Origin of the sequence: Aeribacillus sp. FSL K6-1305, from assembly GCF_038050115.1 — a bacterium.
Taxonomy (GTDB): domain Bacteria; phylum Bacillota; class Bacilli; order Bacillales; family Aeribacillaceae; genus Aeribacillus; species Aeribacillus composti.
In genome coordinates this window covers 251,623-269,890 of the sequence record NZ_JBBOQV010000001.1, presented here as the reverse complement: position 1 = coordinate 269,890, position 18,268 = coordinate 251,623, and the positions used below count along the sequence as shown (strand labels likewise).

The following is an 18,268-nucleotide window of genomic DNA, read 5'->3' as shown; positions in this document are numbered from 1 at the left end:
TGTCTTACTTCCAGCCAGATGTATTACGAGTATCATGTAAGCAAATAGATGCCCTCTAGCTAAAAAAGGATGAACAGCCAGCCGACACATAGGAGTAATGGAAGATTTCTAAATTACTATCAGTGCCTCGATCATGATGATTTTTTCAATAAAATATAGATAAAGTAGGGCGCCCCGATTAAAGCTGTCATAATGCCCGCTGGGATGCCGTCCGGAAGTGCGATGTTTCGCCCGATTGTATCGGCTAGTAGTAGAAGCCATCCTCCCAACAAAATCGCAATCGGAAGATAAAGTTGATTGCGGGGACCAATCAGTGACCGTGCTAAATGGGGTGCCAAAAGACCGATAAACGCTACACCTCCCGTAACAGAAACCGCAGCTGCGGCAAGCCCGACAGCAGCCAATAGAAGCGTAATTCGCTCCCTTTCAATCTTCAAGCCAACCCCGACAGCAGAAGGATCGTTTAAACTTAATAAATTTAATTGTTGAGCTCTGGAAGCAATAAACGAAATCAAAATGACAATCCAAGGTAAAATTGCCAAAATAAACGGCCAATCTGCCCCCCAAACGTTCCCTGCCAGCCATTTGGCGATAAAATCAACTTTTTGCCGTTCTGCAGAAGAAATAATGACGATCATGGTTCCTGATAAAGCCATGGCGAAGCCGACACCGATAAGGACTAATCGAACGGGGTTTAAACCGGCATTTCGATCATAAGAAAAAACGTAAATAGCACCTGCCGTTAAAAGAGCGCCGATAAAGGCTGCGACTGGCAGTAAATACACAAATGAGCCGACATCAATTGGAAAAAATAAAAAGAACACTGCAATAGCTACTCCTGCTCCGGCATTAATCCCAATGATCCCCGGCTCAGCCAAATCGTTTCTTGTAATATCTTGAAAGATCGCCCCGGAAACCGCCAAAGCCATTCCTGCCAATAAGGTCACAATGATCCGCGGCAAGCGGACGGAAAATAAAACGAACTCCTCTTTAAACGTCCCGTGGCCGAGAATAGTTGGAAGCAAGCGATTCATCGAGACGGAGGAGGTGCCTAATCCCATTCCGATGATGGCCGTTGCAGCAATTAAAAGAATCAGAACAAGTATGATCAGCCGCTGCTTTTTTACAATTGCCGGATGTATGATCATGTGATAGCTTTCCCCCTTTTTTGCACAATGAACAGGAAGAAAGGCAAACCTAAAAAGGAAACAATGGCCGCCACTGGTGTTTCGTAAGGAGCATTAATCGTTCTGGCAAGCGTATCAGCGATTAATAAAAAGCAGGCGCCGAATATCGCAGACATTGGGAGAATATAACGATAATCGGCCCCTACGACCGAACGGACGATATGCGGAACCATTAAACCGATAAATGCCATATTCCCAACAAGGGCTACAGATGCACCAGTAAGCAATATAATGATGATAAACAGCACCATTTTTATTTGTGCCGTTTTTTGTCCTAACCCGACTGCCACTTCTTCATTTAAACTTACAATGGTCAGCTGCCTTGAGAAAAAAAGAGAAATGGTGATCCCAACGAGAGCAATCGGTATGAGGATCTTGAGCTGTTTCCATGTTGCACCGACAAGTCCTCCAGCTGTCCACATCGAAACATTTTTGTAAATATTAAAATATAAGCTGATTCCTTCCGCGACGGCAAAAAGAAAAGCAGACACAGCAGCCCCCGCTAAAACGATTTGAAAAGGAGAAATCCTTCCTTTTTTTACCGCACCGATTCCAAAAACTAAAAAGGCGCCAGCTGCTGCTCCAATAAAGCACGCAATGGTCATACTAAAGTAATTTGCGTTTGGAAAAAGGGCAATTGTCAAAGCGAGTGCAGCATTTGCTCCGGCTGTCAGCCCTAATAATCCTGGATCTGCTAATGGATTGCGAGTCAATCCTTGCATGATTGCTCCTGCTACTGATAAAGAAGCGCCGACAAAAATAGCACCGACTTCGCGCGGAAGACGAATTTCCCGAATCATATCAATCGTCTTACCAGCCGCATTTGTCGTTAGCGCCAGCCAAACATCTTTTACACTAGTGTCTGCCGCTCCAAACACCATCGCTAAAAAAAACGAACCAATCAGCAAAATGACTGCGAATATGAATTTAAAGAAAAATGAAGCGGAATCGTTTTTTAGCATACATCTCATCTCTTCTATTTTTCTATTTTATAGATGGAAAGAAGAGAAATTCATGCCTGCTGAATTTCTCTTCTTCTAATTACTTATTTTTTTCCAAGAAATTTTTCTCGAAAGAATTCAAGCTGATATTCCAATGTCAGTCGATCATTGAAATAAAATTCATTAGCATTTACTTCAAACACGCGATTGTTTTTGACAGCCGGTATGTTTTTATAAGTATCTGTTTCTTGGAAAGAGTTATCAGCATCCGAATACTTACTGACGATCAAATAATCCCCTGCAAAATCCGGAAGCACTTCAGTCGATAAAGCATAATAACCTTGTTTTAAAGCTTTCTCTTCCACTTTTTTAGGCATTTTTAGCTTCATGGCTTGGTATAAAATTTCTGTTCCTCTTCCCCAGTTGTTCCCAAACACATATAATTGCTTATCAAAACTTTCAATGACTGAAACAGTTGCATCTTCCCCAATTTTCGCGCGAATTTCTTCTCCTGTTTCTTCAGCTCTTTTTTTGAAATCCTCGACCCACTCTCTTGCTTCTTTTTCCTTATTTAAAAGCTTGCCGATTTCTATATGCTGTGTTAAATAATCGACTTTTCCATAAGTAAACGTAACAGTAGGCGCTATCTTTTTCAGTTTATCTACATTTTTAATCGTCGATAATCCGATGATTAAATCCGGATTTAGTTCAATGATTTTTTCTAAATCTTCATCAGATACTTCTGCAACATCTTTCAATTTGTCTTTCCAGCGCGGATTCATTTTTGACCATGAATCAACACCAACGAGATTTACTCCTAAAGACATCACATCTCCGGCAAATGACGAGAGAACAACGACTCTTTTAGGATTAGCCGGGACTTCAACAGGACCGTTTTCCGATTGATATGTAATCGTTTCAGGTTTTTCTTCTTTCTTTTCAGCACTGTCTTCCTTTTTATTACCACAAGCGCTAACTATGAGAACCAACAAGAACAGAATTGGAATAAGACGTTTTTTCATGTTTTTCTTCTCCTTTTATTAGATTGTACGTGATGCATATTGGTTTATCTGTTCGGGGATCCCGTCCTATTACAGCATCAATTTGAAATACTTCTTTCAGCACGTTGCAGTCGATTACTTCGTCACTCGTCCCGGCTTTGATAATTTGTCCGTCTTTCAACGCTATAATATAATCGGCAAAACGAGCTGCTTGATTGATATCATGAAGCACCATGACGATTGTCCGCCCCTGCTCTTTGTTTAACTGCTGTAGAAGCTCTAGTACTTCAAGCTGATGCGCCATATCTAAATAAGTGGTCGGTTCATCCAAAAAGATGATGTCCGTTTCTTGAGCAAGCGCCATCGCTATCCAGACACGCTGTCTTTGACCGCCTGACAGCGCATTGACTGGCTGGTGTTTAAAATCGGCCGTTTTCGTAACTTCTAAAGCCCAGTTTATGACCTCAAGATCTTTTTTTGTTAATCTGCCGAAGCCTTTTTGATATGGGTAGCGGCCGTAAGATACAAGCTCTCCAACGGTAAGGCCGGCTGGACTTTCTGGTGATTGAGGAAGTATGGCCATTTTTTTCGCCAGTTCTTTCGTATCCTGCTTTAAAATACTCTCGCCATCAAGAATAATTCGACCGGATTGGTGCGGAATAATCCGAGTTATCGCTTTCAACAAAGTGGATTTTCCACAGCCGTTGGAACCGATTATCGTTGTAATTTTTTTATCTGGAATTTCAATTTTCATATCTTTCACAATCAGTCGATTGCCATAGGAAATTTGTAAACGATCTGTGTATAGGCGGATCATGGAAAACCTCCAATTTATTCCAAATTGATAATGATTATCATTTTCTTATACAAATATAATATAATACCACCCTTTCTCCTTGTCAATTATCATTTTTTTAAGAGAATCGAGTAGGAGGGAGCGATTAACTCCCGTCCTCTCACACCACCGTACGTACGGTTCCGTATACGGCGGTTCAATTAAGATAATTGACGCAAGTCTTTATAACTTCCGTGAATAGCTGTTCTCTTTATGCCAGTGGTCACTCCACCCTCCAAGAGATCTCCCACGGGATTCACCGCTTCCTCCCTCAAGTGAGGTACTACGTTTTCTGTGTTCATCATGACTCACTGAATGCCAAGGGCTATTCTCTCTTAATTGTTCGGTCCTTCTTAGTTGTTCTAGACCAACTAATACTATGACCTCTGCTGACTTCTGACGGTTCAGCTATCTATCACTAGATAGGTTACCAAGGTTACTTGGCGTGCCAGCCAGACCTCCCCGGGTAAGAGTGTAATCTTTCCTTCCATCCATCTGCTTCATTTACTCTGTATCACCTTCGGCAGAAAGGGCTTTGTTTTGTCTTGCAAACTCACCCAGTGATACCTAGCCTCATATGAAGTTCGTGTTCCTCAGACCGGAAGTTTGCCGCTCGCTTCCTTCAGATTCCGCGTCACCACGGACACCCTTGCGTTAAGCTAACTGCTACTTCTGCCTTCGCAGCTCGGGACTTTCACCCTATAGATTACACCCATGCCGGGCGCACAAGAAGAAACCCGGCCTCCAAAGCCGGGTTTCTCGTCCGAATGTGTAACAAAGGGGGAGCGGGGGTTTAGCCGCGATGTTTCACTTCAAGACGTCTGTGAACTACTTCGTCTTACATTTATAATGATAATGATTATCAATATCGATGTCAACACTTTTTATAAAAAAATTTTTCAAAACAAAATTTCCTTTAATAGAAAAAACCATAACGCGAAGTTATGGCTACCAAGTAGTTGAAAAGCTAATATAAAAAATATAAAAAAGCGCGAATGCAATCAGCACGATATAAGCAATAAAAATCGGATTTCGAATATACGGGCGCTTTTCAACTTTTTCGCTTACTTCTGTATCATACTCACTTTGCCTTTTTTCCATCTGGCTGCCCACTTGTAACGTATAAAACAGGCCAACAAGCAAAACTAACAAAAAAACACCGCCGAAGATCAAATTCGTAAATTGCATAAAAACCCCCCTTTTTCTCTATTATTTGAGAAAAAAGGGGGGTTTATTCAAAGGAGACCGTCTTGTTCATATAAATAAGAATATGGAATATCGATAAACAAATAATGATCGTCATCAAGCGGATAGGAAAACGTGCGGATCGTCTCCCCTGTTTCGATATCACTATACAAATCACTTAAAAACCCTTTTTTGTTGACGCGCATGCGAATAATATTTTCTAAAAAGTACGGGCGCCAGCTCCAATTTTTCATATAATATTCTTTTTGAAAAATCCATCGGTCTTCTTTTCGGAAAATATTTCCTGACTTTTGAAACCCGTTTTCATCACAAATATAAATACGAAAGCTCATGTCGCCAAGCTCTTCTGCTAAATGGGTAATTAATTCGTCAAATTGGCTGACAGCTTTTTTATATTTGTTCACTAGTTGTGACACCCGCTGATGAAACTGGTCGGAATATGAATAAAGTGTTTCAAGCTTTTTCTTTTCAAATTGAATGAAATGGTTGAATTCCTGCTGCAGTCTTTCTTTTAGAACACATCGATCAATAAATTCTCTTTCCGGATAATGAAGATAATATCCTTGATAATATCTTCCGCCATTTTTCCACGCATATTGCAATTGAAAGTTTGCCTCGATGTCTTCATATAAAAGCGTCGCACCGATTTTGCGCGCAAGTAGTGAAATCGAAAATAAAACATCGAAATACGATTGGCTGGGTGAAGCTAATTTTAATGGCTGCAAATCGATTTTCAAAATATCAGGAGATAATAACCCAATGCGGTCCAAATTGCTCGATTCTTTCCCAATATTGTCAATCGCAATTTTGATTCCGTAAGTCCGGTAATAAGTGAGCAAATGATGGAGCTGTTCGATATCTCCTAAATAATTGTGTTCCGTAATTTCCAGAACAATCCGGTTTAAATCAAGTCCTTTCTCTTTTTCTTCCAGCAGCAAATTTAAAAAGCTTTCGCCGTGATCGATCATAAGCAGATTTGGATCCCTGTTTATAAAAATGAGAAGATCATCATCCAGTTCTTTCATTTCCTCCAATGCTTTTTTGACGACTGTATCATCTACTTCCATTCGGTATTCTTCAGGGATCGAATCATCATGGAAAAAAAAGCCTAAGCTTTTGTATTCCCCTTCCATATGAATTCTGCCTAAAATTTCGTAGCCAATCACCTTTTGTTCATCTGCGCTAAAAATCGCCTGATAATAAGGCACAATTTTTTCGGTATTGGTTATGACATCTAGTGGATCCATGGGCATCTCCCCGCTTCTTGTACTCTCATATGATACATGATTATAGCATTATTTGGTACATTAGAAAATGATGAAGAACCGTTTTTGCGCATTTGCTACATTCCCATTTTTACATAATTGGAATGAGGCCCATCCTGGATGCAACGGTTGGCCTCTCAATTGATTTTATGTTTTGCGCCCGCTTCCACAATCAACAAAGTAGTTTGTTTTTTCAATGACCATACAAGCAGAAAACCGAGCAATAAAAGAACAGAGAGCAGAAACATTCCGTTTGCAAATGAAAAATAGCCGAAAATCATCGGACCGAAGGAAAACAAAGTAATTTGAGTGTTCTGGCTAAAATACCGATAGAGATATACAGGAATGAACGAAAAACAATTAACGGCATTAATCTCAACAATTTACAATCTGTTTGAACGAGTTTCATCAAGGCTTCAGCACTGCTGCTCCGATCTACGACTTTGCAAATGAAGTGATTGCTTCCATAAGTATGACGGGTCCAGATAAAAATATTCATCAAAATGACTTTTTTCTACACGGAGAAAATCGTCTAAGCAGAAAATATATTCAAAAGGATGGAGTTTTTCTCTTGCTGATTCGAATAGGGGATTTTGAGGTGTCCTCTAAAATTATTTGAATTAGTTATTCAACATAAACGAATTTACTTTTTCTTTTTATCAATTTCAAAACTAGACTGTTGATTTTTATTGGTTTTAAATAAATCAGTATCATTCATTTCATTAAAAATCATTGACGCATTATTATTTTCCATATCTTTTCATTCAATAGGTTTTATGAAGATATTTGTCATTACTAATACCTTCTCTTTGCAAATTTTTCATTCTATTTTTTGCTCTATCTTTCAAATTTCTGTTATTAATTTTTGCTTTATTAATAAATCTTCTTGCATCATTTCCTCTTACAATAGGTTTTTCCCTTAAAGTGACACCATTTTAATCCTCCTTCCTTAATAGCAATTTTACTAGAAATTTAAATCATTACATAGCTGCCCTTTATGTTTTATGAAAATTACACCATTCATTTCTCAATTCCTAAAGACTTTCTCGCTCCTGCAGAAGAGTTAAACCTTTTTCATCATATTTTCCAAATGATTGTTTTAATGTCGTCCATAGATGATAACAAAAAAGTTAATCAGAAAAAACGTGCATGTGAAGATTTGTCAAAAAACATTAAACAAGATGTTGAAAGTTTTATGTTATAATTTTTTCGATCGCTATAAAAACTGAAATGGTTGGTAAGAATGAATAAGTTGACAAGAAGACAATTTTTAAAGCATTTTTTCTGGACGGCTGCGTGCAGTTTATTCGCGAGCAGCGGTTTATACATCTACTCAAGATATATTGAACCGGGAAGACTAGAAATAAAAAAAATAAATGTTTCTCATCCAAAAATACCAAAAGGTTTTGATGGTTTGAAAATTGTTCAATTCAGCGACACACATCTAAATAACGACTTTACAATTGCAAATCTGGAACGGATCGTCAATCAAATCAATCGTCTAAACCCGGATATAATTGTTTTTACTGGTGATTTAATCGATGAGCCGAACAGTTATCCCGCTGTGCATCAGATTGCCCCGATTTTAAAACGCCTCCGTGCCGACTTCGGAAAATTTGCAATTTATGGAAATCATGATCACGGCGGATACGGCACTGATGTTTATCGCAATATATTACAAAATGCAGAGTTTCATTTACTGCAAAATGAAAAAAAAGAGATACAGCTGATTGACGGAAGCAAATTGATTGTCGCCGGCCTTGATGATGTCATGCTTGGAAGACCTGATTTTCATCAAACAATGGGCAATATTGACAAAAACTATTTTACTATTCTTTTAGCCCATGAACCTGATACAGTGCTTCAAGCAAAAAATTACAATGTTGATCTCCAATTATCTGGACACAGCCATGGAGGACAAGTAAAAATCCCTTTTATAGGTCCGCTTTACACGCCTCCTTATGCAAAATCCTTTTCGGAGGGCTTTTATACTGTTGATCATACGAAGCTTTATGTCAATCGCGGGTTGGGCACAACTAGACTGCCCTTTCGTTTTTTGGCAGTTCCAGAAATCACCTTGTTTACATTATATTCCAAATAATCCTCTCTTTTAACCGGCTTAAAAGTACTTGGCTTTCATTTCTCTAACCAAAATATGAAAAAAAGATGTTCATATTGAATTAGGTAAATTATAATAGCTACTGTAAGTGTCAGTTAAGGGGAATCGCAATGGATATTTTTAAAAACCGCAATTTTGTCAAATTGTTTTTTGCAGCGCTTGCTTCACAAATGGGTTCAACAGTTGGCAATATGGCGTTTGCTTTTTATTTGTTGGAGCATTTTAGCAGCAAACCTTATTACGCAACTATTGCTGAGCTGATGTATTCTTTGCCGACTGTATTTGTTTTTGTCATTGTCGGTGTAGTAGCAGACCGCTTCGATCGAAAAAAGGTGGCAGAGAACTGCGACTGGATTCGTGCAATTATGACTGCATGTTTGTTTTTCGCCTTATTTACAAATTCGATTCCGCTCATTTTTTTCATCTTGTTTTTGCGGAGTGCTGTCACGAAATTTTTTTATCCAGCCGAATCTAGTTTAGTACAAGCTATTTTGCGAAAAGATCAATATGCGCAAGCTTCAGGTTTGAATCAAGTACTTTTCAGCATTTTTTTAGTGTTTGGTGTCGGATTAGGGGCATTGGCTTATCGAACAGTTGGAATTCATGGGGCCGTATTAGTTGATTTAATAAGCTTCGTTCTTTCTGCCTTGCTCATTCGCTCGTGTAAAATCCCTAAATCAGCAAGGCTACCAAACGGTCGAGTGTCATGGAAAGGTTTACATATATCATCCGCTGTTTCCGACTTTTTGGAAGGTATTCGGTACATTTTACATAATCGGCTTTTATCGCTCATTATTTTTGGTTTTTTCATTTTCGGCTTTGTTCAAGGAAGTTTTGCCGTTCTTCCGTTATTTACAATGAAATATGAGCTGGCACCGAATTCTTATGAAATGTATTCATCCTTATTTGCCATTTTTCTCGGTGCGGGTCTTTTAGTCGGCAGCACAGTTTCAACATTTTTTGCTAAAAAAATAAAACCGTTTCCAATGTTTGTTACACCGATATTTTTGACAAGCATTTTTGTTTTTCTCCTTGGTTTTGTGGATGAAGTAGAATTTTACTTGTCGATTATTTTTTTGATCGGCATGTGCATCGGTCCTGTGAACGTAGCAATTGGCGGTTGGATTCCGAATATCGTTCATCCAAAGCTAATGGGACGTGTCAGCGGATGGATCGACCCGTTAATGATGTTTGCGCAGTCTGCTACGCTTTTATGTATTGCACTATTGTTTCCAAACATCATTCGAAACATCGATTTACTTTATTACGGTATGGCTCTTATCATTCTTTTCGTCTTTTTCTTTTATATGATCTTGATGCCGAAATATTTAAACGAAAAACGGCATCGGCTAGGTAAAAACACAATCAAATCGGTTTTATAACAAAAATGTGTTTGACAGTCAGACTTATACTCCCAATCATGTGGATCATAGTGGATGAGAATTCACCCTACAACCGCATTGATTGGGAGTTTTTTTGTGATATTCGTTTGAAGGAAAGGGATAATAATAAACTTTACCGAAAAAATTCATCATTAGTTTTGCTTCTACCCTCAAGAAAACTTCTACTAAACGTATAACAAGCAAAAAAGGGAGTGTCTAATAAGTCGTTTTTACGGCTTATTGACGCCCCCATGAATGTTTTAGAAACGTTGATATATCGGTGTTTATGATTTTTTGTTTTCAATGGCGATTTGACTTTCTGGACACCCCCTCCCTATCATGCTCCGAAAGAAATTCGAATCTTTTACAGAATGTGAAATAAATAAATAAATGAATGAAATCAGCCCCGCTGCCAATAAATTATAAAAGATGGCCCCGGCTCCATACCGAGATCATCTCTTAACCGTTTGTCCCCTGATCAAACTGTCCACTCGATGCCCATTTTAATTATGCCGAGCATGGTCAATGGTTTGCTCTAATATTTTTTTTACATGCTCATCATCATGTGAATAGTAAACGGTCGTTCCTTCCCTTCTAAATTTGACTAAACGCAAATTTTTGAGAAACCTCAATTGATGGGACACGGTTGATTGCAAAAGCTCAAGCTCGGCAGCTATTTCATTCACAGAACATTCTTGTTTTTCCGCAAGTAAATGTAAAATCCGAATTCTAGTCGGATCCGATAACGCTTTAAACGTTTGCGACACGATAAAAAGCGTTTCTTCGTCTATATCTAGAAATTCCTCTTTTCCGCTCATGACCCACCCTGCTTTCTAAAATATTTCATAATAACTATTATAGGCATAATTAATAGACTGTAAAAACTGGTTGCATTTTCTATTCATGAAAGTATAATGTAAATAAAGATTACGGAAAATAATGAAAAAGGAGAGACATCATGGACGATATCAGTCATTATAAGCTACGGGATGAGACGCCGGAAAATATAGCACGAGCCATCTATGTTGTCAATCGGCATGCAAAAACAGCACCAAATCCTAAATATTTATATTATTTAAAAAAGAAGGCGCTGCAAAAACTGATCGATGAAGGAAAAGCAACAAAGAAAGGACTGCATTATTCAAAAAATCCAAAATTAAGCAAACAGCAGTCAGATGTTCTGGTGTCGGCAGGAAATTATTATTTTCATATGCCTCCTACAAAAGAAGACTTCCAAAACCTTCCTCACTTAGGTTCCTTAAATAATTCATACCGAAATCCGAAAACAAATCTATCATTGTCAAAGGCAAAAAATTTATTGGAGTATTATATCGGTATGGATAAAGCGAATCGACCGCTTTCTTCTCCCAAACGGTTCCATCGTCATACATATCAAAAACCGGTGTTTAAACGATTAGGCGAACGATATGATTGAGTAAAAAGAGAGGCTTATTCAGCCTCGTCTTTTAATTCATCATCTTCTTCATTTTTAAATAACAATTCATCGATTCGCTCAATCAAGTGATGAACCTCAGGTTTGCTAATTTGGGCATTTGCACCTACCTGTTGTCCTTTATGTTTTAAATCATTCGTAATCAATGAGGAAAAAATCACAACCGGAATATGATCCAGCTCTGGATTTTCCTTAATTCGCTTCGTCAAATGCAATCCGTCAAGCTGCGGCATTTCGATGTCCGTAATGACTAAATCAACACGCTCCTTAACCGGTTCGCCTTCATTTACAATATTCTCTAAATAGTCCAGTGCATCCTTGCCGTTTTCAAAAAACTCAATCTGTTGAAATCCCGCCTCCGTCAATGTGTCGTTCAACAATCTGCGCAACAGCGGGGAATCCTCGGCAACGACAATTTTTTTATCAGATCTGTCCCTCTTTTCCAGTTTTTTCGCTTTTTCCTGCTGGATTCCGGACTCAGGATTAATTTCAACAACGATTTTTTCAAAATCAAGCATTAAAATCATTTCGTCTCCCATTTTGACAACGCCGGTAATTTGAGTTTCCAATCCTTGATACATTTCAGAAGGCTTTTCAATTTGCGACCAAGACACACGATGAATTTGGGTTACTTGATGGACGCGAAACACAACTTTTTGTTTGTTAAATTCCGTTACAATCAGCTTATCTTTTTCGCTGGGCTCACAATTCGGATCGCCGATCGCCTTCGGTACGTTAACTACCGGGAGCACTTCTCCTCTTAATTCAATAATTCCTTCAACGTATGGATGGACGTGAGGCACGCTCGTTACAGGAAGAGGCTGAATGATTTCTTTTACTTTCATCACATTTATACCGAATTTATTCGAGCCGACGAGAAACTCTACAAATTCCAACTCGTTCGTACCGCTTTCAAGCAAAATTCCCTTTTCGTTCATATCTTTCTTCCTTCCGTCTAATATTTGCGAACGTTTCTTTTTCACTTTTTTATATCGGTTTTATTCTTTGTTCATTTAATACTTCTTTCGCTACAAATCGGTGGGAAATAAGTCTGAACAGCGTTACTCACAAAAATGTAAATGATACATTTCATTTCGACAAAGACGACTTGATTTCCTTTTTTTATAAAAAACTTTTATGTAGGTCAAACACCTTAAAAGTGAAATTGCATATGTTATGGTGAACAAACGAAAAGTGAAAGGAGCATTTACGTGTATCCATTCTATCGACAAATCCTCCCGGGAGTTCAACAGCCAGAATTTTTTCCGGGATTTCCAGGGATGGGTGGAGGATTTCCTTCGTTTCCTCCTACGGGGACTGGTCCCGGTTTCCCTCCATTCGGCCCTCCTGGAATCGGCGGGAGTCCGAGTGACGGTTTTGGACAGCAGCAAGGACCGCCTTCAGGACCGCCTCCAAGTTTTATTCCTCAAGAATCACCCGGAGTCGGAACATTTGCAGTTGATCCCGGAGGCATTAGAAGATGTTTACATCGCTTTACATTTATCCGATTAACAAACGGCAGAAGCTTCTGGTATTTCCCTGTGTTTGTAGGACAAAGGTCCATTGCCGGGTGGCGCTGGAGACCTCGTCAAAATCGATGGGAATATTTCGGCATTGATTTAAACAGAATCTCTTCCTTCTCTTGTTTTTAAGGAATTGACACTCGGGGCTGTCTAATAAGTCGTTTTTGGCTTATGGGACTCCCCTTTACTATTTTAGAAACGTTGATATATTGTTTTCAACCGATTGGACTTTTTAAACATCCGCATGCTAGTCACCTATTAAACCGGTATTTTTATCGGGATCAACAGGGTTGTAAATGGATTGAAAAGCAAGATCTACAGCTGATTTAGCCGTTTTAGCGAACTGAATTTCGACTGTTCTCCGCTCATCTAAATAACAGCCTTCAAAGGCGATTTGCTTCACGGTGTTCGACCATCCTCCTGAATTTTCAACGATGATGACACGTTTTTTGTTCATATATGCGGCAGACAATTCTCCAAGCGTTCCATTTCCTCCTCCAATCATAATGATGGCATCTGCGGAATGAACAAGCAAAACGCTTCTGTAATCAAAACCTAATCCAGTATTAATCGGAATATCAATAAATTCGTTTGCTGCCAGTTTGTCGTCTCCAGCCAAAATACCTACGACAAGGCCGTTTGCTTGTTTGGCCCCTCGTGAAACTGCCTCCATCACTCCGCTTCCGCCGCCTGTCAAAAGAACAGCTCCTCTTTTAGCAATTTCTGAACCGATTTCTTCAGCCAGGAGGCGGACATGTTCCGGAATCAAGCCGGATTGACCAATTACTGCAATTCTCTCCATCATAAGCCTCCATTTCAAATTTTTTGCTGTTTTATATTATAGAACGAAGCTTGTGAACAGCTTGTATTGCTGTCACTGTTTAGCCTTTTATAAAAAGAGTTCCTTTTGATTGTTTACCTTACAAAAGAATTTGAGGGGGCGCATACTGAATTTTTCTTACTCTCGCCTTTGTTTTCCTTTTTAGCTTCTATGTATGCTTGTCAAGTCTTTCAAAGACGCTGTATCGATAAATTGAAAGAGCAATTTTCCGCCTTTCATTGTTAAATTTTGCACTCTTCAAGTTTCTTTTTTATAATGTGCAAAAACTTACCCATCCTATTTTTTACGAAGCAGTCCGCATTTTTTGACCGCTACAATTTTGGACCTTTATGAAACCGGAACCAACCCATTTTATAAAAAATATAAAGCATTCCTGTTCCGATGAGAGCCATGACTCCTAATACAATATAATAGCCATACTTCATTTTCAGCTCGGGCATATATTCAAAATTCATTCCATAAATTCCTGCGATAAACGTAAGAGGCATAAAAATAGACGAAATAACCGTCAATGTCATCATAATCGTATTCATCCGATTTGAGTTGTAAGATAAATAGCTGTCCCTTATATCAGCCGCAAGCTCCCGATTTGCCTCCGTCATCTCGACAAGCTTGAGTAAATGGTCATAAACATCATAAAAATACAAATCTTCCTCCTTCATTTCGTTCAGCCTGTTGGACGAGATGATCCGGTACATCAAATCCCGCATCGGAATGATTGTTCTTCTTATTTTTGATAATTGAGACCTGATGGAAAAAAGCTCTTTCATTAACTCATTGATCGATTTGTTTTTATTGTTTTCCTCAATTTGATTTAATAAATCTTCCAAATGGTACACGGGCGGAAAAAAATCATCAACGAGCTTATCAGTCAATTGATGCATGATTTTCATAGGCCCTTTTTTTAAAGAATCGTCTTTTTTGATTCTCAGCCAAATGTTGTTTAGATCTCGAATGGCATTTTTGTGAAATGTGACGATTCCTTTTTCGTTTACAAATAAGTCAAGCTCTTCCGGTTCAAGCGTCTGTTGATGAATTCCGTGCAACACAACAAACATATAAGAGTCATAAAAATCTATTTTCGGCCGTTCAACATTTTCGACACAATCCTCAATGGACAAAGGATGAAAATGAAAAAATTTCCCTAGCAATCTAATTTCATCTTCCGTCGCCTTGTAAAAATCGACCCAGTACCAAAGAACTTCCTTTTTTCGAATCTCTTTTAATGCCACATCATATTTAGCTTCCAAATCAGTTGTAATGACTAATGTTCGTATCATAGACATCACACTTTCTAAATTTTTTTGGACATAAATTTAGTTTACCAATAAAAGCTTGGGACAAACATGATAAAATATAAGACGACACTTATTAAAGCAGGTGATTTGTATGGAACATTTGATTAACCAAAATGTAAAAAACATTGCGATTTCCGGCATTCGAGCTTTTTTTAACATCGTTTCCAACTATGACGATGTCGTTTCGCTAACGATTGGCCAGCCTGACTTCCCAACGCCTTCTCATATAAAAGAAGCGGCAAAACAGGCAATTGATGACAACTATACAACGTATACGCATAATGCAGGATTGATCGATGTAAGAGAAGCAGCATGCCAATTTGTACATAAAAAATATCATCTCTCCTATGATCCTGGTTCGGAAGTGATTGTTACAATCGGGGCCAGCCAGGCGATTGATATAGCGCTTCGAACGATTTTGGAGCCCGGGACGGAGGTAATGCTGCCAGGTCCTGTTTATCCGGGGTATGAGCCAATTATTCAATTGTGCGGAGCAATACCCGTTTATGTTGATACGACAAAAAACAAATTTAAATTAACTGCGGATTTGATTAAACAAAATGTAACAGAAAAAACCCGATGCATAATTTTGCCTTACCCGTCCAATCCGACAGGCGTTACATTCACTGCAGAGGAGCTGATAGAGATTGCCGATGCCGTTCGCGGGAAGGATATTTTTATTTTAGCGGATGAAATTTACAGTGAATTAACGTATGACGCACTTCATACCTCGATCGCTTCTTTTTTGCGGGAGCAAACGATCGTCGTCAATGGACTGTCCAAATCGCATAGCATGACTGGATGGCGGATCGGATTTCTTTTTGCGCCGAAAGATATCACAAAACATATGTTAAAAGTGCATCAATATAATGTTTCATGCGCTTCGTCGATCTCTCAAAAAGCTGCTTACAACGCTTTAACGGAAGGGTTTCATGATGGTCAAATAATGAAAAAAGAATATGAAAAACGATTGGAGTACGTATACGGTCGTCTCGTTGCAATGGGATTTGAGGTTGTTAAACCAAGCGGAGCCTTTTATTTGTTTCCTTCGATTCAATCATTTGGACAAAGCTCTTTTGATTTTGCTTTGGAGCTGGTTGAGAAGGCTGGTGTAGCGGTCGTCCCGGGGAGCGCTTTTTCCAAATTTGGAGAAGGGTTTATCCGCATCTCTTACGCTTACTCGACAAAAGAGCTGGAAAAAGCTTTGGACAGGCTTGAGCATTTTGTGCAACTGAAAAGAAAATAGAAAAACAGTGCGCTTTTAAAGCACTGTTTTTTGTTTTGGCAACTTAATTGTGAAAACGGTGCCTTTTTCGCTGCTCGACACATCGATCGTGCCTTTATGATTTTCAACAATTTTATATGTGATCATTAATCCTAGACCTGTTCCTTTTTCTTTTGTCGTTAAAAAAGGCTCCCCTAATCTTTCTAGCAGCTCTTTCGGTATCCCCTCTCCTTCATCTTTTATTTCAATCACAATGGAAAAATTTTCCGATTTAGTAGAAATTGTCACTGTTCCTCCATTTGGCATTGCTTCAATTGCATTCTTAATGAGATTAATAAAAACTTGCTTCAATTGGTTTTTATCGCAAACAACTTCTTGATTCTCATCAGAAAATTTTTTCTCAATCACAATATTTCTTAATATTGCTTCCGTTTCCAGCAGTGTAACAACTTCGAGTAAAATCGTTTTGACATTTGCTTTTTCAAAAACCGTTTCTTGCGGTTTCGCAAGCATCAGCAATTCACTCAAAATCATTTCAATTCGATTCAGCTCTGAAAAAATGATTTCAAAATATTGATTATCTTTTTCGATTTCACCATGCATCAGCTGTAAAAAACCTTTTATTGCTGTTAACGGATTGCGTATTTCGTGGGCGATACCTGCTGCCAGCTGCCCTGCAACAGAAAGCTTTTCAGAGCGAATCATCAATTCTTCCGCATGTTTATGTTCAGACAAATCTCGTAAAATGATTTGAACCGCCGGTTCGCCAAAATATGTTGTCGGAATGCAAACCATTTCGGTATGGACAATTTTTTTCGAATATGTATACCAGCTTTGCTTGGTCACGATTGTTTCCGTTCTTCCGTTCGTTATGTCATCTAATTGATCTTTGACATGCTGATGATATTCCGGGTGTAAAAAATGATAGATGCTTTTGCCCAATACGTCCGGATAATCTTGCGCACCGAAAAGCTTGATCCCCGACTCATTCATAAAAACCCATTTATCATTATGAATCACTGCAATTGTATCGATGGAATTTTGAATCAGCCTTTGATACTTTTCACTGCTTTGCTGCAAAATGCTTTGGTATATTTTTTTGGATGAAATATCGGTAATGACAAGCAGTTCTGCTTGTTCGCCTTTATATGATATAAGCACGCTCTTCAACTCAACATAGATCTTGTTCCCGTCCAAAGATGTCCAAATTTGTTCTAAAATTCCGCTATCAATTCCTTTGTGAAGATTTTCAATCGTTTCATGGACAGATTCGTGAAACATTTTGTCAATAAATTGGAAAACCATTTTTCCAACAATATCTTCACTGCTAGTCGCCACAAGCAGCTTAACAGCAGCCGTATTAGCATATTGAACTTTCCCTTTTTTTGAAATTATGAGCGGGCACGGAAGCTCGTGCACAAAATCAAGAGCACCGTCAGCACGTATCGGATTTACTTCTTTGGGAACTTCATCTATCTTGTCATCCGCCGAAGTGACAGCAAACTTTAAGACAAATTCTCTTTGATCCTTGTTCAAATGATTGTATATAACATCAACTGACGTTTTCATCCAAATATAGGATCCATTTTTCTGCAAAAAACGGAAGGAACAAGCATCTCCATGATATAAAAAGCTTTCAAATATATTTATATCTTCTACATGCAAGTATTCTGAAAGATTGGAACCGATTAGTTCTTTTTGTTTATATCCGAGCACTTTCAAACAATTTGAGGAGATGTATTCAAAATAGCCTTCATTAGAAATAACCGAATAAATGATTTCTGTTTGATTGTGCACACCCTTTTGTATTTGTTGACTCATCCCTGGCCCCCCTATTACTACCCTTTCCAGAAAGAAAAAGTCTATCTTGTTCATTGACCTGCTACTTTTTGTCCACCTAAAATTTTAATATAGTTTTACAAATTAAACATCTAAAAATGTGTCAATCTTACTATTTAAAATGTTTTTTCGACTTTTTCCACTGCATTTCCT

Annotated in this window: 16 protein-coding genes; 5 read left to right on the top strand and 11 right to left on the bottom strand. The window is 38.5% G+C overall.

Annotated features, from left to right (window positions below; genetic code table 11):
• Positions 1-131: 131 nt before the first annotated feature.
• The 6 genes from NST97_RS01205 to NST97_RS01180 all read right to left on the bottom strand — a co-directional run bounded on the left by NST97_RS01205 (position 132) and on the right by NST97_RS01180 (position 6,417).
• Positions 132-1,148, bottom strand: a complete 1,017-nt coding sequence (locus NST97_RS01205; RefSeq protein ID WP_445206623.1) for a FecCD family ABC transporter permease — start codon at positions 1,146-1,148, stop codon at positions 132-134.
• Complete coding sequence (locus NST97_RS01200) at positions 1,145-2,149, bottom strand: FecCD family ABC transporter permease (RefSeq protein ID WP_063389317.1); 1,005 nt, start codon at positions 2,147-2,149, stop codon at positions 1,145-1,147. Before NST97_RS01200 ends, NST97_RS01205 begins: the two co-directional genes overlap by 4 nt.
• Positions 2,150-2,232: 83 nt before the next feature.
• Positions 2,233-3,150 (bottom strand): iron-hydroxamate ABC transporter substrate-binding protein, encoded by a 918-nt coding sequence (locus NST97_RS01195; RefSeq protein ID WP_066247990.1) that lies wholly within the window; start codon positions 3,148-3,150, stop codon positions 2,233-2,235.
• Positions 3,101-3,946: an ABC transporter ATP-binding protein gene (locus NST97_RS01190; RefSeq protein ID WP_066247988.1), complete on the bottom strand. Its 846-nt coding sequence runs from the start codon at positions 3,944-3,946 to the stop codon at positions 3,101-3,103. Before NST97_RS01190 ends, NST97_RS01195 begins: the two co-directional genes overlap by 50 nt.
• Positions 3,947-4,912: 966 nt before the next feature.
• The gene (locus tag NST97_RS01185; RefSeq protein ID WP_094245557.1) at positions 4,913-5,152 is read right to left on the bottom strand and encodes a hypothetical protein; all 240 of its coding nucleotides are present in this window, start codon (positions 5,150-5,152) and stop codon (positions 4,913-4,915) included.
• Positions 5,153-5,199: 47 nt separating this feature from the next.
• Positions 5,200-6,417: an EAL domain-containing protein gene (locus tag NST97_RS01180; RefSeq protein WP_094245556.1), complete on the bottom strand. Its 1,218-nt coding sequence runs from the start codon at positions 6,415-6,417 to the stop codon at positions 5,200-5,202.
• Positions 6,418-7,678: 1,261 nt separating this feature from the next.
• Between NST97_RS01180 and NST97_RS01175 the strand changes: the two genes are divergently transcribed.
• Both NST97_RS01175 and NST97_RS01170 read left to right on the top strand, forming a co-directional pair.
• The gene (locus NST97_RS01175; RefSeq protein ID WP_094245553.1) at positions 7,679-8,536 is read left to right on the top strand and encodes a metallophosphoesterase; all 858 of its coding nucleotides are present in this window, start codon (positions 7,679-7,681) and stop codon (positions 8,534-8,536) included.
• Positions 8,537-8,664: 128 nt separating this feature from the next.
• On the top strand, positions 8,665-9,936 hold the full coding sequence (locus tag NST97_RS01170; RefSeq protein WP_311067157.1) for an MFS transporter: 1,272 nt from the start codon (positions 8,665-8,667) through the stop codon (positions 9,934-9,936).
• Between the two features lie 503 nt (positions 9,937-10,439).
• Here the strand turns inward: NST97_RS01170 and NST97_RS01165 are convergent.
• A complete protein-coding gene (locus NST97_RS01165; protein WP_063389325.1) occupies positions 10,440-10,754 on the bottom strand; it encodes an ArsR/SmtB family transcription factor in 315 nt (104 codons plus the stop codon).
• Positions 10,755-10,894: 140 nt separating this feature from the next.
• On the opposite strand from NST97_RS01165, the gene NST97_RS01160 reads away from it, so the two are divergent.
• Positions 10,895-11,371 (top strand): YkyB family protein, encoded by a 477-nt coding sequence (locus NST97_RS01160; RefSeq protein WP_341342810.1) that lies wholly within the window; start codon positions 10,895-10,897, stop codon positions 11,369-11,371.
• A 14-nt stretch (positions 11,372-11,385) separates the two neighbouring features.
• Here NST97_RS01160 and NST97_RS01155 read toward each other — a convergent pair whose 3' ends face one another.
• Positions 11,386-12,327, bottom strand: coding sequence for a chemotaxis protein (locus NST97_RS01155; RefSeq protein WP_341342809.1), 942 nt, complete (start codon positions 12,325-12,327; stop codon positions 11,386-11,388).
• 342 nt (positions 12,328-12,669) lie between these two features.
• Here NST97_RS01155 and NST97_RS01150 point away from each other — a divergent pair, with 342 nt between their 5' ends.
• Entirely contained in the window at positions 12,670-13,041 is a 372-nt protein-coding gene (locus NST97_RS01150; RefSeq protein WP_063389454.1) for a hypothetical protein, read from the top strand.
• A 118-nt stretch (positions 13,042-13,159) separates the two neighbouring features.
• On the opposite strand, the gene NST97_RS01145 is transcribed toward NST97_RS01150, so the two are convergent.
• Complete coding sequence (locus tag NST97_RS01145) at positions 13,160-13,714, bottom strand: TIGR00725 family protein (RefSeq protein ID WP_144598128.1); 555 nt, start codon at positions 13,712-13,714, stop codon at positions 13,160-13,162.
• Positions 13,715-14,064: 350 nt separating this feature from the next.
• Positions 14,065-15,033 carry a magnesium/cobalt transporter CorA gene (gene corA / locus NST97_RS01140; protein ID WP_198318521.1) on the bottom strand — a complete coding sequence of 323 codons (969 nt, stop codon included), beginning with the start codon at positions 15,031-15,033 and terminating at the stop codon, positions 14,065-14,067.
• 109 nt (positions 15,034-15,142) lie between these two features.
• On the opposite strand from corA, the gene NST97_RS01135 reads away from it, so the two are divergent.
• Positions 15,143-16,297, top strand: a complete 1,155-nt coding sequence (locus NST97_RS01135) for an aminotransferase A (protein WP_341342808.1) — start codon at positions 15,143-15,145, stop codon at positions 16,295-16,297.
• A gap of 15 nt (positions 16,298-16,312) precedes the next feature.
• On the opposite strand, the gene NST97_RS01130 is transcribed toward NST97_RS01135, so the two are convergent.
• Positions 16,313-18,097, bottom strand: a complete 1,785-nt coding sequence (locus NST97_RS01130) for a PAS domain S-box protein (protein WP_340733514.1) — start codon at positions 18,095-18,097, stop codon at positions 16,313-16,315.
• Between the last annotated feature and the right edge of the window lie 171 nt (positions 18,098-18,268).

Bases quoted from the DNA above. Each gene is read 5' to 3' on its own strand.
- NST97_RS01130 (WP_340733514.1), bottom strand. From the start codon at position 18,097: ATGAGTCAACAAATACAAAAGGGTGTGCACAATCAAACAGAAATCATT.
- NST97_RS01205 (WP_445206623.1), bottom strand. From the start codon at position 1,148: ATGATCATACATCCGGCAATTGTAAAAAAGCAGCGGCTGATCATACTT.
- NST97_RS01155 (WP_341342809.1), bottom strand. From the start codon at position 12,327: ATGAACGAAAAGGGAATTTTGCTTGAAAGCGGTACGAACGAGTTGGAA.
- NST97_RS01145 (WP_144598128.1), bottom strand. From the start codon at position 13,714: ATGGAGAGAATTGCAGTAATTGGTCAATCCGGCTTGATTCCGGAACAT.
- NST97_RS01135 (WP_341342808.1), top strand. From the start codon at position 15,143: ATGGAACATTTGATTAACCAAAATGTAAAAAACATTGCGATTTCCGGC.
- NST97_RS01165 (WP_063389325.1), bottom strand. From the start codon at position 10,754: ATGAGCGGAAAAGAGGAATTTCTAGATATAGACGAAGAAACGCTTTTT.
- NST97_RS01160 (WP_341342810.1), top strand. From the start codon at position 10,895: ATGGACGATATCAGTCATTATAAGCTACGGGATGAGACGCCGGAAAAT.
- NST97_RS01170 (WP_311067157.1), top strand. From the start codon at position 8,665: ATGGATATTTTTAAAAACCGCAATTTTGTCAAATTGTTTTTTGCAGCG.
- NST97_RS01175 (WP_094245553.1), top strand. From the start codon at position 7,679: ATGAATAAGTTGACAAGAAGACAATTTTTAAAGCATTTTTTCTGGACG.
- NST97_RS01200 (WP_063389317.1), bottom strand. From the start codon at position 2,149: ATGCTAAAAAACGATTCCGCTTCATTTTTCTTTAAATTCATATTCGCA.
- NST97_RS01190 (WP_066247988.1), bottom strand. From the start codon at position 3,946: ATGATCCGCCTATACACAGATCGTTTACAAATTTCCTATGGCAATCGA.
- NST97_RS01185 (WP_094245557.1), bottom strand. From the start codon at position 5,152: ATGCAATTTACGAATTTGATCTTCGGCGGTGTTTTTTTGTTAGTTTTG.
- NST97_RS01195 (WP_066247990.1), bottom strand. From the start codon at position 3,150: ATGAAAAAACGTCTTATTCCAATTCTGTTCTTGTTGGTTCTCATAGTT.
- NST97_RS01150 (WP_063389454.1), top strand. From the start codon at position 12,670: ATGGGTGGAGGATTTCCTTCGTTTCCTCCTACGGGGACTGGTCCCGGT.
- NST97_RS01180 (WP_094245556.1), bottom strand. From the start codon at position 6,417: ATGGATCCACTAGATGTCATAACCAATACCGAAAAAATTGTGCCTTAT.
- corA (WP_198318521.1), bottom strand. From the start codon at position 15,033: ATGATACGAACATTAGTCATTACAACTGATTTGGAAGCTAAATATGAT.